The sequence below is a fragment of the Mesorhizobium sp. Z1-4 genome, assembly GCF_004000235.1.
Classification (GTDB): Bacteria; Pseudomonadota; Alphaproteobacteria; order Rhizobiales; family Rhizobiaceae; genus RCIO01.
In genome coordinates this window covers 538,027-554,456 of sequence record NZ_RCIO01000003.1, presented here as the reverse complement: position 1 = coordinate 554,456, position 16,430 = coordinate 538,027, and the positions used below count along the sequence as shown (strand labels likewise).

Below are 16,430 nucleotides of genomic sequence, written 5' to 3'. Positions count from 1 at the left end.
CGAAGCGCGATATGGCATTGCAACGTTCGCAGATAGCGGACAAAAACATAGTGGACCGCACAAAGGCGCACCGCAACAGCGATGTCGCCCGCGCCGTGCGTCGCACCCGCGATCGCCTTGCGCAACAGGAAGGCAATCCGGAATTCGACCGCGAATTGCTGAAGATCCATGCCCGCACCCTGACCACCAGTGCCGCTGCATTGCCGCTGTTGATCATACTCATTAGCGCGGCCGGCATGTTCGGCGGCATGAGGGCGGATATTCTCACCTGGGCGCTTGTCACAATCGTCTGCTACGCCGGCCTGATCTATCTGGCACAGAAGACCGACAAGGCTGATATCGCCGAGATCGAACCCGACGGGCTGCGGCGCAAGTTCCTCGCAGCACATTTCGTCAGCGGCGTGGGGTGGGCCTATTTCGTCGTACTCGGCTGCGCGGAATGCGGTGTCGAACCGCTTCCGGTTATCAAGGCCGTTGTGTTGTTGTTTGCAATTGCGGCTACCGCGCTTCTGGCGTCGGGTCTGCGCGGTGCGGTTCTGATCACCTTTGCCGTTCCGGTGGCTGTGTACATTGTGGCTGCGGCCCGCTTTTCCGTGCCTGTCGAGGCGCTGATGGTGGCCCTGCTGGTCGCCTCGATGCCGTTCTTCACCTATGTCGCGGGCCATTTGCACACATCCGCACTGATGCTGTTGTCCTTCCGCTCGGAAAAAGACGCACTGATTGCCGAACTCGAAACTGCGAAATCCATGTCGGACGAGGCCCGGCGCCGCGCCGAGGAAGCCAATTTGGCCAAGTCGCGCTTTCTGGCGTCGATGAGTCACGAACTGAGAACGCCGCTCAACGCCATTCTCGGATTTTCGGAGGTGATGGCCAATGAAGTCCTGGGCAAGCTCGAAAACGATGCCTACCGCGATTATGCCCACGACATTCACGGTTCGGGACAGCACCTGCTCAACCTGATCAACGAAATTCTCGATCTGTCGCGCATCGAGGCCGGCCGCTACCAGCTCAACGAAGAGCCGCTGATACTGGTCGATGTCGTCGACGATTGCTGCCACATGCTGGAAATCAAGGCACGCAAGAAGGACATCCGGTTGATCCCGCAGTTTGAACCGTCAATGCCACGCCTGTTTGCCGATGAACGCGCCGTGCGCCAGGTCGTGCTCAACCTCCTGTCGAACGCGATCAAGTTCACATCCACCGGCGGTGAGATAAAGGTTCGCGCGGGCTGGACCAGAGGTGGGGGCCAGTATGTTGCGATCAAGGACAATGGCCCCGGCATAGCGCCGGAGGAAATTTCGGTGGTCCTGTCGGCGTTCGGCCAGGGCTCGATCGCAATCAAGAGCGCCGAACAGGGAACGGGCCTTGGTCTGCCCATCGTTCAGGGCTTGGCCGCCATGCATGGCGGCGAGCTGCAGCTGCGATCGAAACTGCGTGAAGGCACGGAAGCGATCGTTACCTTCCCGGCGTCGCGGGTGATGGAAGCGCTCCCCGCGGTTCCGACAGCCGACGATGCCAGGAAATCCGCCTGATCAGCCGGGCTGGAGCGCTCGCCCTGCGGCAGCATGGCAGTAGGCCGCAGACTGAACGACGCCGACCGCGATCGCTCCCGCACTGGCATCGGTATTTCCCATGCCGAGATCCATCACGGATTTGAGCCCCAGCGCTGCCGCAGCCTCCCCCGCAGTGTTTGCGCCATCTGCCAGCATGCAATGAGAGACGGCTTCGGCGTTGAGCGCATGAAGCACGGCAGCGGCGGCAAGCGCGGCAACGCCATCAAGCAGAACCGGCACCCTTTGCGTGCGCGCAGCCAGTATCGCGCCGGCAAGCGCGGCGATCTCGCGTCCGCCCAGCCGCCGCATCGCCTCAAGCGGATCGGAAAGGTGACCTGCATGGCAAGCAAGAGCTTCCCGAACCAACTCGCTTTCCCTCGCCGCAGACAACAACCGCAGCGCGCCGAGCACCGACAGCGCCGAATGCTGTCCCGCACTGCCGCCGTGCCCGGCCAGCACCACCAGGCCGCTCGCGCCCGCCAGCGCCTCCATGCCGAACGCCATGGTTGCCGCGCAACCGCGCTCATCGAGAGCCGCTTCGCGGGTGAAGTCCTCCACTGGGATGTCCAGAGCGAGGTCGAAAACCTTCAAACCGTAATCGCCGGCAGCACAAAGCTGGTTGACGGCAGCACCTCCCGCCCCGCAGCGATCGACGAACGCCTGAACGCTCTCCGCATCAGGCGCCATACGCGCCGACAGGGCATGTGTGGCGGCAAATATCGCGATTTGCGGCTTCAACGCACCGGGCCGGCGCCCGCTCCATGCAGCCAGCCACTCGGCGATCTCGCCCGCCTTGCCGGCCGGCCCGTCACGCTCGGCCGCTTTGCGGTTGACGGCCGCGGCTTCGGCGCGCGCGTCTTCATCCGCGCCGCTCAGATTGGCGGCCAGCTGTCGAATATCATCAAATGGAAGTCCGGAAATCATTGGCGGCTTGTCTCGGCTGCGGGCAGATTGTGGTGCGTGACTTATGCGGAGCGCCGCGCAAAGGCAACGCCGGCATCCTTGCTTTCGGCGTTGCGGTGTCCCATGTCAGAAACGACCATGAACCCGATTGAATCTCCCTGCATTCTCGTCTGCTCGATCGACGACAAGACCGGTTACTGTTTCGGCTGCGGCCGCACCAGCCGGGAAATCGGCGCCTGGCTGAGCATGACCGGCGACGAACGCAGCGCGATTATGGCCGAGCTGCCGGCACGGCTTGAGACAGTGGAGCGCAAACCCCGCCGCGAGACCCGCCGCGCCCGCCTGGCGCGCGAAAAGGCGGAAGGAGCAGGGTCGTGAGTCGCCTGTTCTGGCTGGCGATGATCCTGATCGCCGGTGGCCTTGCCTGGCTGCTGATCGGCGGCGAGCGTAGCGTGCCCTTCGGTATGTCGGGCGACCAGTTTGCGGGCGCGCTGTATCTGGGTGTGCTCGGGCTCGTGATAGCGGCGGGAACGCTGGGCAGCGGGGTTGGATTGCGCGGCGCGGCAAAGTCGGCCGTGATCTGGGGCGGCATCTTTCTCCTCATGGTTGGCGGCTACCAGTATCGCTACGAGCTTCAGGACATCGCCAGCCGCCTTACCGCTGGCCTCGTACCGGGCAGCCCGCTTTCGGTGACAAGCGCCGACGGCCGCCTGCTGGTGGCGCTGCAACGTTCGAGCGGCGGCCACTTCGTGGCCCGCGGAAGCGTCAATGGCGCACCAGTCACGCTGCTCGTCGATACCGGTGCAACCGCGACTGTGCTGACGCTCAACGATGCGGAGCGCGCCGGCATCGACACCGGCGCACTCTCCTTCACTGTCCCGATCACCACCGCAAACGGCCCGGCCACGGCAGCACGCACGACGGCAAACGAAATCGCCGTTGGCGACATCGCGCGCAGGAACCTGACAGTCCTTGTTGCCTCTCCCGGCATGCTTGGCCAAAGCCTGCTCGGCATGAATTTCATCAGCTCGCTGTCCGGCTTCGACATGCGCGGTGACCGGCTCACCCTGATCGACTGAATTCAAAGCAGGCTGGCGAAAAAGCGCGCCGACACGATCATGCAGAATATCCCGAACGCCAGTTCGAGCTGCCGCTTCTTCAGCGCATGCGCAATGCGCACGCCATAGGGTGCGACCGCAATTGTGATCGGAATGACCAATGCGACCGCGATCCAGTTGATGAACCCTGTCGATGCCGCCGGCAGCAGCGGGTTGCCCCAGCCGGCCCAGATATAGCCGATTGTACCCGGTATCGCGATCAACACACCGACGCCGGACGACGTGGCGACCGACTCATGAATCGGACGGCCATACAGCGACATGAAAGTGTTGTTCATCACACCACCGCCTATGCCCATCAGGGTTGAAAGAAATCCCATCATCATGCCGACAATGGAACGTGCAGGATTGCCTGGCACCTGCGTTCCCAGACGCCAGTGTTCGCGATCGAAAAGCATGCGCAGGCCGATGATCAGCACCACTACCGCGAAGATGATGCGCAGCCCCTCGCTCGAAATATACGCGGCGGTCAGCGACGCCAGCACGACCCCGGCCGGCACGGCGAGCACATAACTGCGCAGCAGCGCCATATCGACCGCCCCGCGCGCATAATGCCCCGAGAAGGAGCGCAGAGACGTCGGCACGATAATCGCCAGCGAAGAGCCTACCGACAGATGCATGCGCACGGCTTCGTCCACGCCCAGAAGGCCGAAAACCTGATAGAAGACGGGAACCAGAACAGCACCGCCGCCGATGCCCAATATGCCGGCCAGAAGGCCCGACAGCACGCCCGCTCCCGCCAGCGCCAGAGCAAAAACCGCCAGTTCTTGAATCGGCAAATCGCCCAACATGCCCAGTCACCTCCGTTGCCGGATTCCTATGCGGCCGGCAGCCGAACACAAGCCGTTCGGGAGCGATTTCGTGTATCTGCCCCGCATGGGCATTGCCGCGCCAATCGCGACCTGAGAAGGACCCGCCGCAACCCCGGTCTGCTTGGTCAGGCGGCGTGGCGTTCGGACGCGGTGTCCACGGCTTGGAATGCCCTGAGCAGCACATCGGGGGCGGCGCCGGGTTTGGTCGCCTCCGTCGATAAAATCTGGCGAAAGCGCCGCGCACCCGGAAAACCCTGGAACAGGCCAACCATGTGGCGCGTCACATGCGCAAGCCGCCCGCCCGCCGCGATGTGGCTTGCGGCATATTCGGCCATCGTGTCGACAATCTGCGCCCAGTCGTCGAACTGTGGATTGCCGGTCAATTCCGCCTCGACTTCGGCGAGCACAAAGGGCCTGTGATAGGCGGCGCGCCCCATCATGACGCCGTCGGTTCTCTCGAGATGTGCCCCCACCTCCGCAGCCGTCTCGATGCCGCCATTGATGCCGATGAACCGCTCGGGCAGCCGCTTCTTCAACCGGTAGACGCGGTCATAATCGAGCGGCGGCACGGTGCGGTTTTCGGCCGGGCTCAGTCCCTGCAGCCAGGCCTTGCGCGCGTGCACCCACAGCGCATCTGCACCGACCGCGAAGACCGCGTCGGCAACATTGTCGAGCGCAGTCTCTATATCCTGATCATCAACGCCAAGCCGGCATTTTACCGTCACCGGTGCATTCACATTTGCTTTCATCGCGGCAACGCAATCTGCCACCAGTTCCGGCTCCCGCATCAGACAGGCGCCGAAAGTTCCGGACTGCACTCTGTCGGAAGGACAGCCAACGTTGAGGTTGATTTCGTCGTAGCCATAGCCGGCCGCAATTGCCGCAGCCTTTGCCAGCTTGTCGGGGTCGGACCCGCCAAGCTGCAGCGCGACGGGATGCTCGACGGCGTTGTAGCCCAGCAGCCGCTCGCGTGGCCCGTGAATAACGGCGTCGGCCACAACCATCTCGGTGTAAAGCAGCGCGCTTTTGGAGAACTGCCGATGCAGAAACCGGCAATGCCGGTCCGTCCAGTCCATCATCGGCGCGATGGCAAAACGCCGAGACACGCCAATCGCTGATTTTGCTTCTTTTTCCGCCACTTAGTCCATATTTCCTACTTCTAACCGTGCCTCATTTCGGCTGATTTCGTACCTTTGGCCCGGGGAATATTGCGAATGTTGTGCCGATAAGGGCACGAATTGGAGCGCTCACGTAAAACGGACCCGTAGCATGGCTCGCGCAGATTGTCATAAGGCGCGGCCGCAAGGGTCGGTTCGCGTGCGAATGCACTTCAGGGTACCAGCCGACTGCAGACATCTCGCAGGTGGCTGCTCGCCACAGCCTCTTCACCCCGCAATAGGGCTCAAACGGCCTGCAGCAGTTTGCTGATCGAATCTTTCGCATCGCCGAAGAACATGCGGGTGTTCTGCTTGTAGAAAAGCGGGTTCTCGATGCCGGAATAGCCGGTGCCCTTGCCGCGTTTGGAGACAAAGACCTGCCTGGCCTTCCACACTTCGAGGACCGGCATGCCGGCGATAGGAGAGTTGGGATCCTCCTGGGCGGCCGGATTGACGATGTCATTCGAGCCGATAACGACGACGACGTCAGTCTCGGGGAAATCCTCATTGATCTCGTCCATCTCGAGGACGATGTCATAGGGAACCTTGGCCTCGGCGAGCAGTACATTCATATGACCCGGCAAGCGACCGGCGACCGGATGGATGGCGAAGCGCACCTGCTTGCCGCTTGCGCGCAGCTTGCGGGTCAGGTCGGAGATCGACTGCTGCGCCTGGGCCACCGCCATGCCATATCCCGGCACGATGATGATGCTGTCAGCCTCATCAAGTGCGGCGGCGACGCCCGCGGCATCGACCGTCAATTGCTCACCCTCAACCGCCATAGCCGGCCCGGCCCTGTTGCCGAAACCGCCGAGGATGACCGAGATGAAGGACCGGTTCATCGCCTTGCACATGATGTAGGAAAGAATCGCCCCGGAGGAGCCGACCAGCGCGCCGACAACGATCAGCAAGTCGTTCGACAGCGAAAAGCCGATCGCGGCTGCGGCCCAGCCCGAATAGGAATTGAGCATTGAGACGACGACCGGCATGTCGGCGCCGCCAATACCCCCGATCAGGTGAAAGCCGATGAAGAAGGCGAGAACCGTCATAACCATCAGCGTCCATGTGCCGGCGCCAGCCAGATACAGAACCAGAAGAAGCGCCGACAGAAGGGCAGCGCCGGCATTGAGCGCATGTCCGCCAGGCAATTTCTTCGCCCGGCTGTCGACCTTACCGGCCAGCTTGCCATAGGCGATGACCGAACCGGTGAAGGTCACCGCGCCAATAAACAGACCGACAAAGACCTCGGCTTTCAGGATACTGATCTCGGCCGGCGTCTTTTCCGCCACCTTCAACGCAAAGCCCTTGAGTGCCTCGAGCGCGGCGGTGTCGGACGCTGCCTGTATGGCGGCGATGCGAACCATCTCGAATTCGGTGTTGAAACCAATGAATACGGCGGCGAGGCCGACAAGCGAGTGCATCGCAGCGACAAGCTGCGGCATCTCGGTCATCTGGACACGGTTGGCGACAGGCCAACCGATCGCACCACCGCCGGCAAGGAGCATGGCCGACAACCACCAGTTGCCGGCACCGGGGCCGATCAGGGTAGCGAAGACCGCCAGCGTCATGCCCCAAATCCCATACCAGACTGCGCGCTTGGCGCTCTCCTGGCCGGAAAGGCCGCCCAAAGAGAGGATGAACAGTATGGCCGCAAAGACATAGGCGGCCGTGGTGAACCCGAACTCCATTGCCCGCCGCTCCTCAGGATTTCTGGAACATGGCGAGCATGCGCCGGGTAACCATGAAGCCACCGAATATGTTGATCCCAGCCATCAACACCGAGGCGGCGGCGAGGAGCAGCACAAGCCAGGAGCCGGAGCCGATCTGCAGCAGCGCGCCGAGAATGATGATTGAGGAGACCGCGTTGGTGACGGCCATCAGCGGCGTGTGCAGCGCGTGGCTGACATTCCAGATGACCTGGAAGCCGACAAAGACCGACAGAACGAAGACGATGAGATGTTGCATGAAGCTCGCCGGCGCGAATAGGCCAGCCAAAAGGATTGCACTACCGCCGGCAGCGAGGAGCGTGAATTGCTGCCGGGTCTGCGCCTTGAAGGCGGCAATCTCATGGGTGCGCTTCTCTTCCGGCGTCAGTTCCTTCGCCTTCTCCCTTGGCTTCTGGGCGGCGATCGCCTGCACCTTGGGCGGCGGCGGAGGGAAGGTGATCTCGCCCCGATGGATGACGGTCGCACCGCGGATGACATCGTCCTCCATATTGTGAACGATGACGCCGTCTTTTGCCGGCGTCAGCTCCGCCAACATGTGACGGATATTGGCGGAATAGAAAGTTGAGGACTGCGAGGCCATGCGGCTCGGGAAGTCCGTGTAGCCGATGATGGTGACCCCGTTCTTTGTAACGACCTTCTCGCCCGGCACAGTGAGGTCGCAATTCCCGCCACGCTCGGCAGCAAGGTCGACGACCACGGAGCCAGGCTTCATGGCTTCCGTCATGTCTTTGAGCCAGAGCTTTGGCGCATCGCGGCCCGGGATCAGCGCCGTTGTGATGACGATATCCATCTGCGGCGCAAGTTCGCGGAACTTCTCCAGTTGCTTTTGACGAAACTCGGGGCTCGACGGAGCGGCATAACCACAGGCCGCCGCGCCGTCCTGCGCTTGATCTTCAAAATCGAGGAAAACGAACTCCGCACCCATGGATTCGATCTGCTCGGCGACTTCAGAGCGCACATCGAAGGCATAGGCGATGGCGCCAAGCGAGGTCGCCGCGCCGATGGCAGCAAGGCCGGCTACACCAGCACCGACGACCAGCACCTTGGCCGGCGGCACCTTGCCGGCGGCGGTCACCTGTGCGGTAAAGAAACGGCCGAAATTGCTGCCCGCCTCAATGACGGCCCGATAGCCTGCGATATTGGCCATGGATGAGAGTGCATCCATCTTCTGCGCGCGTGAGATGCGAGGCACCATGTCCATGGCAATGGCGCTGGCGCCCCTGGTCCTGCAGAATTCCAGAAGTGCCTGGTTCTGGGCCGGCCAGAAGAACGAGATCAGCGTCTTGTCGCGGGTCAACCATCCTATCTCGGTGTCGGAGGGCGGCCGCACCTTGGCGATGATATCCGCCGCCTTCCATAACGCAGTTGCCGTCTTGACGACTTCGACCCCCACCGCCCGATAGGCATCATCGCCGAAGCCAGCTGCCACTCCGGCGCCGGCTTCGATGACGCAGTCATGGCCCAGTTTCTGCAGCTGCAGGGCGCTGTCCGGCGTCATCGCAACCCGGTTTTCGCCTTTGAGTGTCTCTTTGGGCGTTCCGATCTTCAAACTCATCTCCAGCATGGGGCGCGTGCGATTCTGTGACGGCGACTTCATTCCGACAGCCGGGTGGGTCAGGCCTTCTGCCAGGTATATAACTAAAATATGTAAGTCAATTATATTATTAGGCTCTTTTTCTGCCCCAGGGCCTATGCTAGGTCTTGAACAACCAGCAAGCGCCAGCAACAGACGGTCCCTGCGTAAAACGGGGAACCGCAACCAAGAGGCCAGAGTTTCAATGACAACAGACGCCAGTGCCAAAAAGCGTGGCGCCCGCCCCAAGGACAGCTCACATGAAGCGACTGCAGACTTCAGCGATCTGGGCGAGGTCGGTCATTTCATCTGGGACATGTTTTCGATCGCCAGCCATTTCCATTCGGTACGGCAGGTCTGGGCCAAGCTGGCCGGGGTGACTGGTCCCCAATGGCTGATCCTGTTCGCCATATCGACCCTTGATGAGGGCGAAGGCGTATCAGTTGGCCGGATTTCGCAAAAACTGCATGTGAAATCGACCTTTGTGACCACACAAAGCAATATACTGGAAGCCGAAGGCTATCTTACCCGGCGCACCTATGCAGACGACCGGCGAGTGGTCTTGCTCTCATTGAGCGAGAAGGCCGTCGAGCGAATCCAGTCCTTCGTGGGCCGGCGAGCCGAGCTGCATCGCATGATGTTCGGCGAATTCGACGCCGCCGAGTTTGCCCAACTCAAACAGCTCATCACCCGCCTCGAAGAATCTGCCAAGGAATCTACCGCAGCATTGCAGGCGCAGCGGCTCTGAGAGCGTTCCCGAGGATTCAGGTGAGCGAAGTCTCCGCGCAATGAGCAGAGATGTCAGCCTCTTTCCATCTGCGCACCAACCCCACGTCGATACCCAGCAAGTCGAGTGCCCTCCCCACCGTGTGATCGACCATTTCGTCAAGGGATTGCGGTTTGCTGTAGAAGGCGGGAACCGGCGGCATCACGATGCCCCCCATCTCCGTAATGGAACAGGCCGTGCGCAAATGGCCAAGATGAAGCGGTGTTTCCCGCAACAGCATGACGAGCCTCCGCCGTTCCTTGAGTACGACATCCGCCGAGCGTGACAGGAGGTTGTCGGTATATCCAGTCGCAATGCCCGACATCGTTTTGACCGAGCATGGCGCGATGATCATACCTTCGGTGACAAATGAACCGCTGGCAATCGCCGCGCCGATATCCTTGTTCGAATAGACCACGTCCGCCAGTGCCTTGAGGTCGCCCAAGGGCAGATCGAGCTCATATTTGAGTGTCAGCGCGGCCGAATTGGAGACAACCAGATGCGTCTCGATATCCGAAGATTGAAGCGCTTCCAGAATCCGTACGCCATAGACAATTCCCGAGGCGCCGGAGATACCGACGATAAGGCGACGTTTGGCGTGGTCGCCGCCGGGCTGCATCGCGTCCGACACCTTCATCTCGGTCACCCCGCACATCGCCCTTCCCCGGAAGCCCTATTCCGCAGACGCTACAAGCCGTTCACAGGCCGCCGCGACGGCCAACAATCGCCGGTCCTGGCCCGTTTGACCGATCATCATCAAACCGACTGGCAGCCCGTCGTCGACATGACAGGGCAGGCTGATCGCCGGCCGGTCGAGGAAATTGGCCACTGAAGGATTGCGCAGGACGAGAAGGTTGGTGCGCGCGTATTCTTCGTCATCACTCAGATCGCGCAGACGCGGCGCCGTCATCGGCACGGTCGGGCACAGCCAGACATCGACGCCGCCATCATGGACGCGCAATTCGTCGATGAGCGCCGCACGCGCGGCTTTCATCGCATTGTAGTCCTCAGTCGAAATCGCAGCACCCTTTTCGATGCGTTGCGCCACGCGGGGATCGAATTCAGTACGCGAGGCGTCGAGCAGGTATCGAAGGGACGCGTAGCTTTCAGCCGCTGCGAAACCGCCAAGCCGGTTGATTTCCGGGATGTCGTCGAGCATCGACGCCGGCATGTCCACCAGCACCCCACCGGCTGAAGATATCCTCGACAAACCCGCGTCGAACGCAGCCGCAACGTCGGGGGCCAAATCCTCGTTCACATAGCCACCGAGTACACCAAAACGCACGCTGCCCAGTTCGATAATCTCGAGAGCTGTTTCTGGATCACCGGCGAGAACGCTGTCCAATAGCGCGCAACAGGCAACCGAGCGTGCGATCGGCCCGATCGTATCAAGGGTTTGTGACAGCGGCAGCACGCCGTCCATTGGCATGCGCGATTGCGTGGGTTTGAACCCGACAAGCCCGCAAAACGCGGCAGGAATGCGTAGAGACCCGCCGGTATCACTGCCGATCGCAGCAAGGGCCATGCCGTCGGTAACCGATATGGCCGCACCCGAAGAAGAGCCGCCAGGAATACGCTGTCGTTCGCGGTCGAATGGATTGCTTGGCGTGCCATAGTGGGGATTAAGCCCAAGGCCCGAATAGGCGAATTCGGTCATGTTCGTTCGGCCGATTATCACCGCGCCGGCCTTGCGGAGCCGGTGAACCGCCTCAGCATCCTTGGTCGCTCTGGGTGCATCGGAAAGCACCACCGACCCCGACTGGGTGACCTGGCCTTCAACATCGAACAAATCCTTGATCGAGATCGGCAAACCGGCAAGCGGCTGGTGCCGTTCCGGCGCACTGGCATCAGCGTCGAGCGCCTCGGCGGCAGCCAATGCGCTCTGGTCAAAGCGTTCAATGAACACGCGCGCACCCTCGCCTGCCGTATCGCGCGCATTGGTCAGGGCGAGATCGGTGATCGTCGTACAACTGATCAGATTTTTGCGAAGAGCCTTGCCCCAGTCCTCAAGTGTGCCTGTGCGCAAATCGCCGGTGTGAAATGGCATCGTGCCCATGGGAGTAACCTCTATCCGGCGACCGGCAGGTGCCGGCATCGGTAGCTATGCGAGATACGACGGCCCAATACCGGGTCTTCAATTTCAACCCGGAATGAATCGGCGGGCCTGATGCCCCCGATGGTCGGCAGTGTTCCGCAAAACATCGCGCTTCCATCCGGCAGGCTTTCGCCATCAACACCTGCCTCGGTATTGAAAAGCGAGACCAGCGTGTCAGGATCGAGGTTCGTCGCCGCCCGACCCTCCTGATAGAGAACTTCTTCTCCCTCGATCAAAGCCCAGGACCTGAGGACAATCCGGTCCCAGTGCATTTTGACATCATCGAAGCGCCAGGCTTCGCGTGCCGCAGGTTTCGGGCAAACCTGTTTGGAAAGTGCAATGCCAACTGTCTCAAGCTGGCGGTCCGTATGGTCCGACCCAACGGTGAGAAAGATATCGCCGTCCGTGAACACCAGCACTGCCTCTACCTCACCACTTGCAGTGTTGCCGACTTCTTCAAGCACGGGGGCACTGGAAAGCAGGTGAGACCCGAGCTGGTAGAAGCACGGCACGCTTGCCGGGCGCGGCACGCCGAGCTTTTCAAGCTCCACGATATGGTGCTCGACAGCCGCTGTGTCGCGGCCGGCCCATCCGGCAATGATCAGCGAATTGATCTTTGAGAGGTCGAGAACGCGCGCTGGCGCGGCGTCGGAAATCAACTGGTCGCTCATCGCCTTGCTCCTTGTTCGATGACGATAACGGGCTGCTGGAGGCGCCTCATTCGTCACCGCTATAGAAATGGGTTTCGTACATCAGGCAGCCCTTTTCAGACTTGAATGGGCCGTGCAGCACGCCCGGCGGCCTGCATGCATAGGACCTGGCGTGAAACTGTTCGCCGCCCTCGCCGTTCTCGTCATTGCCGACGATCAGGTCGCCCTCGAACAGGAACACTTCTTCCCAGTGATCGTGGACAAAGGGCTTGGTCGTGTAGGTGCCCGGCGCAAGCCGCATCAGGCGGGTCCGCGAGCCGGTCTTGTTCTGCTCATCGAGATCGCTCGCCAGTATGAGCTGTGCGAACCCGCTCGGATAACCCTGCGGCGTGTGCCAGCCTTCATCGTCATCGATCTGGAAGAACTCCAGATGCGGCTTCCCTTGGTTTACGGTCATTCTCAACTCCCTGACTGGGCATCTGGCCCGACTTAGAAGATGTTCGAGCGTTCGTATTGAACCGGCCATGCGCCTTTGTCGGGCACACGCAAGGCATTGGCCGCGCGCAAAGGCCAAACCGGATCCGCCAGCAAGGTCCGCCCCAGGACAATGAGATCCGCATCGCCATTGGCGATAATCGCCTCCGCAAGGTCAGGCGAGTTGATCAGCCCCACCGCACCTGTCGGCATCCCCGAGCCTTCACGCACACTGCGGGAAAGCGGAACCTGATAGGCGGGGTGAATCGGGATTTTCTGACGCGGGTCGTTGCCGCCTGAACTGCAGTCGATCAGATCAACGCCGCCATGCGCCTTCAACCCGATGGCAAGACGAATGCAATCATCGACCGACCACCCGCCTTCGACCCATTCGGTGACCGACAGGCGAATGAACAGGGGCAACTCACCCGGCCACTCGCTGCGGATGGCATCAATCGATTCAAACAGGAAACGGGTCCTGTTTTCAAAACTGCCGCCATATCCATCGGTTCGATCATTGCTCAGCGGCGACAGGAATTGATGGATGAGATAACCATGGGCCGCGTGCAATTCGATGACCTTGAACCCGGCCTCACGCGCACGGCGGGCGCTCGCGGCAAGGAAAGTTGTCTGATCGGCAATCTCGTTTTCTGTGAGCGGATGAGGGATGGGCCAATCTTTGGCATAGCTCTTCGCCGAGGCTGAAATCACATCCCATCCACCTTCTGCCGCCGGGATCGGATTGGATCCCTCCCAGGGCCTCCCGACGGAAGCCTTGCGCCCGGCATGCCCCAGCTGAATGCCGGGAACCGCGCCAGATGTCGCAATGAAGTTGGCAATCCGCGCGAACGCGTCGCGCTGTTCGTCGCTCCAGAGCCCCAGGCAATGCTGTGTAATCCGCCCTCGCGGCTCGGTATGCACTGCCTCGGTGAAGACGATCCCGGCACCACCCGCCGCGCGTGCGCCGAGATGGACCAGGTGCCAGTCATTGGGCATACCGTCCCGCGCCGAATACTGACACATCGGCGACAGCATGATCCTGTTTCGGACGGTGATCGATCGCAGTTCGATCGAACGGAAGAGGTAGGGATCACGTTGCCTTTTAAGGATACGGCGCTCGTTCTCCCCGCTTTGCCGGGAGTCGACGGGCTTATCCATGAACATACCTTTGTGATTGTACCGCCTGGTGCCACACGACACCTTCGAATGCGGGGAAGTTGGCTTCCATATCCTCGCGAGCATGGGCGCGCTGCTCCGACTGCAGCGCATCGCAAAGCGCTTCCCGGCTGAGGAACTCCAACTGGGCGATCAGGGCGAACCGGCTGGCGTTCACAGGCTTGCTGTCATGCCAGGTGACGGGATTGTGCACCGTCACCCCGACAATGCCGGGCAGGGTGAGAAGGATAGGCACGTGAACCGATTCATAGTGCGCAATGAATTGGTGCTGGTCCGCCGAGGACCCGCGATAGATGACGAAATAGGACACCGTCATGGCGCCCTCTTTTGGCAACGGGCGTCGAGCATCAATCGATACCCACCGTCTCGCTCCGGCCCAGCAGATGTTGCTCGATCGGAATGTTCAGGCTGTCGTGGATGGTGTTGTACATCTTCCAGAAGCCGACCACCGAAGCGAGCTCGACGACCTGCGGCGGCGAGAGGTGTATTGTAACCGCGTCGAGCACATCCTGAGGCATGTCCGTCGGGTCAAGCGAGGCGGCCTCCACGAAATCGAAACACGCCTGTTCAAACTCGCTTTTTGGCTCGGGGTTACCGTCAAGCAGATCACCCAGTTCCTCATCGGAAAGGTCCCAGCCCTCGGCACCGAAGCCGCCAGGGCTTTTGAGAACCTCGCAGTGATGCGTCGTGCAGTATTTGCAGCCATTGAGCTTGCTCGCATACGCCCCGAGCTTGCGTTTGAGCTGCTGGTCGAGCGTGGAGGTGCCATCGCGCATGATCGCATCGTTGAGCCCCCACAGATATCCGGCGATTTCCGGTCGGTGCAGATAGAGCCGCAAGGCATTGGGATAAAAGCCCATGCGCGCATTGTAGTTGGCCAGGCGCTTCTGAAGAGGCGCAGGCGCTTTCTCGTGATCCGCGTAAGGGATCAATGGCTCCTTCTCCGCCCGCGTTTCCGGCTTCTGGTCATCACTCATAGGTCTCTCCTCACACCAGATTCACAAATAGTCGCTCAACCGCACCTGCCCCCAATTCACGGGATAGGCGGGGCGGAAATCGGCGGAGTCCTGACGGCGCTTGATCGTGGCATCGATCCCCATCTTCCCCGACAGCCTGAACGGATAGAATTCCTCGGGCAGTGACCGCGCAGAAGGGTCGTAGAGCGACCCCCGCGTTTTCGGGACACGAATGATGTCGGTCTCCGGATCGCATCTAGATGCGATGGCGTGATAGACGGCGCCGGCATCCTCGATATTGGTATCGGGACTCACAGCGACCACGATTTTGGTATTCAGCCAGGGCGCGCCCATCGTAGCCATCAGCGCATCATTGACGAAACCATCGTGCCGGTAATCGAACTGGATGATGCAGGAAAGCGCGCCTCCCCAACTGGGAAAGCGAACGTCTTTGACCTGCAATCCCATCTCGGTGAGCCGGTTGTAGAGTATCGCCTCATGACAGAGGCGCGGCAGCGTTTGATGGTCGGTATCCGGACAGGTCTGGTGATTGCGCCAGATTGGCCTGTCTTCGCGCATGGTGATCGCGGCCGGGATGAATTCGGGTATCCATTCACGCTGCGGCAGATAGTATTTTGAGGGAGAGGTCACCTCGCCGACCTCGAACCGCTCATCGAGCCGCACGTAGCCTTCGATGATCATTTCCGCCTGGGCAGGCACCAAGAGGTCGATCGTTTCGGCCGGCATCATCTCGATCGGCTTGCCCATGATCGTGCCGACCATGTCGATCTCGCCCCACATATCCATGTGAAGGCCGGAATAATTGGCCATGATCTCATAGGCCGGCGGCACCCCGACCATCATCGCAATCGGCATCCGCTTATGCCCCCGCGCCGCATATTTCTGCATGATGATGTTGGTGTGCGCCGTCACGATGCTGATCAGGCCGCGCTGGCGCCCGACAACCGTGGTTCCGGCATTACAGGAATTGTAGAAACCCGTTTCCGGATCCCGAACCAGATTGGTGGCCGTGATGTAGGGGTATTTATCCCCTTCCTTGTGCCGGGGGATAGGCAAGGCCGAAAGATCGACCTCATCGCCTTTGAGCACCACCTCCCGCGCCGGCCCCTTTTCGACCATCGCGAAAGGTGTTGGAGGCTGGCGCAGCCGATAGGCCAGCGAACGCAGATAGTCGGCTGGTGTGGTGCCGATCGCCCGAGCCTGGTTCCGACGGTTCTTTACGTGAATATCCGTGAGCCTGAATCCCGGCCGACCGACGATGTTTTCAAACAGAATCGGGTCATCCACCTGCGCGCTGAGCGCGCCGATATCATCGAGCTTCACCGGCTTCGAAATCCGCACCAACCCCTCATGATTCTCGAGGTAGTCGCGCAAAGAGGTCTCAAGTGACGCTAGTGGCGCTGGGGGCGGTTGGTGGCTCACGGGTGTCGTCATGTTTATATCTTATAT

The 16,430-nt window shown here is 61.0% G+C and carries 17 protein-coding genes; 4 read left to right on the top strand and 13 right to left on the bottom strand.

Features of this window, described 5'->3' with window-relative positions; genetic code table 11:
• Positions 1–11: 11 nt before the first annotated feature.
• On the top strand, positions 12–1,532 hold the full coding sequence (locus EP165_RS14080; RefSeq protein ID WP_127523431.1) for a sensor histidine kinase: 1,521 nt from the start codon (positions 12–14) through the stop codon (positions 1,530–1,532).
• Here the strand turns inward: EP165_RS14080 and EP165_RS14075 are convergent, their stop codons facing one another.
• The gene (locus EP165_RS14075; RefSeq protein ID WP_127523430.1) at positions 1,533–2,477 is read right to left on the bottom strand and encodes a nicotinate-nucleotide--dimethylbenzimidazole phosphoribosyltransferase; all 945 of its coding nucleotides are present in this window, start codon (positions 2,475–2,477) and stop codon (positions 1,533–1,535) included.
• A gap of 117 nt (positions 2,478–2,594) precedes the next feature.
• Here EP165_RS14075 and EP165_RS14070 point away from each other — a divergent pair, with 117 nt between their 5' ends.
• Both EP165_RS14070 and EP165_RS14065 read left to right on the top strand, forming a co-directional pair.
• Complete coding sequence (locus EP165_RS14070) at positions 2,595–2,834, top strand: DUF1289 domain-containing protein (RefSeq protein WP_127523429.1); 240 nt, start codon at positions 2,595–2,597, stop codon at positions 2,832–2,834.
• On the top strand, positions 2,831–3,535 hold the full coding sequence (locus tag EP165_RS14065) for a TIGR02281 family clan AA aspartic protease (RefSeq protein WP_127523428.1): 705 nt from the start codon (positions 2,831–2,833) through the stop codon (positions 3,533–3,535). The genes EP165_RS14070 and EP165_RS14065 overlap by 4 nt, the downstream gene beginning before the upstream one ends.
• 2 nt (positions 3,536–3,537) lie before the next feature.
• On the opposite strand, the gene EP165_RS14060 is transcribed toward EP165_RS14065, so the two are convergent.
• The 4 genes from EP165_RS14060 to EP165_RS14045 form a co-directional block, all read right to left on the bottom strand.
• Positions 3,538–4,365: a sulfite exporter TauE/SafE family protein gene (locus EP165_RS14060; RefSeq protein ID WP_127523427.1), complete on the bottom strand. Its 828-nt coding sequence runs from the start codon at positions 4,363–4,365 to the stop codon at positions 3,538–3,540.
• Between the two features lie 146 nt (positions 4,366–4,511).
• Positions 4,512–5,465, bottom strand: a complete 954-nt coding sequence (gene dusA / locus EP165_RS14055; RefSeq protein ID WP_245440163.1) for a tRNA dihydrouridine(20/20a) synthase DusA — start codon at positions 5,463–5,465, stop codon at positions 4,512–4,514.
• Positions 5,466–5,788: 323 nt separating this feature from the next.
• The gene (locus EP165_RS14050; RefSeq protein ID WP_127523426.1) at positions 5,789–7,231 is read right to left on the bottom strand and encodes an NAD(P)(+) transhydrogenase (Re/Si-specific) subunit beta; all 1,443 of its coding nucleotides are present in this window, start codon (positions 7,229–7,231) and stop codon (positions 5,789–5,791) included.
• A gap of 13 nt (positions 7,232–7,244) precedes the next feature.
• Positions 7,245–8,819: a Re/Si-specific NAD(P)(+) transhydrogenase subunit alpha gene (locus EP165_RS14045; RefSeq protein ID WP_127523425.1), complete on the bottom strand. Its 1,575-nt coding sequence runs from the start codon at positions 8,817–8,819 to the stop codon at positions 7,245–7,247.
• Positions 8,820–9,048: 229 nt separating this feature from the next.
• Between EP165_RS14045 and EP165_RS20415 the strand changes: the two genes are divergently transcribed.
• The gene (locus EP165_RS20415) at positions 9,049–9,591 is read left to right on the top strand and encodes a MarR family winged helix-turn-helix transcriptional regulator (RefSeq protein ID WP_164743042.1); all 543 of its coding nucleotides are present in this window, start codon (positions 9,049–9,051) and stop codon (positions 9,589–9,591) included.
• A gap of 16 nt (positions 9,592–9,607) precedes the next feature.
• On the opposite strand, the gene EP165_RS14035 is transcribed toward EP165_RS20415, so the two are convergent.
• The 8 genes from EP165_RS14035 to EP165_RS14000 are packed head-to-tail and all read right to left on the bottom strand — an operon-like array spanning position 9,608 to position 16,355.
• The gene (locus EP165_RS14035) at positions 9,608–10,264 is read right to left on the bottom strand and encodes a UbiX family flavin prenyltransferase (protein ID WP_281040011.1); all 657 of its coding nucleotides are present in this window, start codon (positions 10,262–10,264) and stop codon (positions 9,608–9,610) included.
• An 18-nt stretch (positions 10,265–10,282) separates the two neighbouring features.
• Positions 10,283–11,665, bottom strand: coding sequence for an amidase (locus tag EP165_RS14030; protein WP_206075911.1), 1,383 nt, complete (start codon positions 11,663–11,665; stop codon positions 10,283–10,285).
• Positions 11,666–11,676: 11 nt separating this feature from the next.
• Complete coding sequence (locus tag EP165_RS14025) at positions 11,677–12,375, bottom strand: DUF2848 domain-containing protein (protein WP_127523423.1); 699 nt, start codon at positions 12,373–12,375, stop codon at positions 11,677–11,679.
• A 46-nt stretch (positions 12,376–12,421) separates the two neighbouring features.
• Entirely contained in the window at positions 12,422–12,811 is a 390-nt protein-coding gene (locus tag EP165_RS14020; RefSeq protein ID WP_127523422.1) for a cupin domain-containing protein, read from the bottom strand.
• 32 nt (positions 12,812–12,843) lie between these two features.
• Positions 12,844–13,986, bottom strand: coding sequence for an NADH:flavin oxidoreductase/NADH oxidase (locus tag EP165_RS14015; protein WP_127523421.1), 1,143 nt, complete (start codon positions 13,984–13,986; stop codon positions 12,844–12,846).
• Complete coding sequence (locus EP165_RS14010) at positions 13,979–14,320, bottom strand: EthD family reductase (RefSeq protein ID WP_127523420.1); 342 nt, start codon at positions 14,318–14,320, stop codon at positions 13,979–13,981. The genes EP165_RS14015 and EP165_RS14010 overlap by 8 nt, the downstream gene beginning before the upstream one ends.
• A gap of 31 nt (positions 14,321–14,351) precedes the next feature.
• A complete protein-coding gene (locus EP165_RS14005; RefSeq protein WP_127523419.1) occupies positions 14,352–14,981 on the bottom strand; it encodes a carboxymuconolactone decarboxylase family protein in 630 nt (209 codons plus the stop codon).
• Between the two features lie 21 nt (positions 14,982–15,002).
• A complete protein-coding gene (locus EP165_RS14000; protein ID WP_164743041.1) occupies positions 15,003–16,355 on the bottom strand; it encodes a UbiD family decarboxylase in 1,353 nt (450 codons plus the stop codon).
• Positions 16,356–16,430 lie beyond the last annotated feature (75 nt).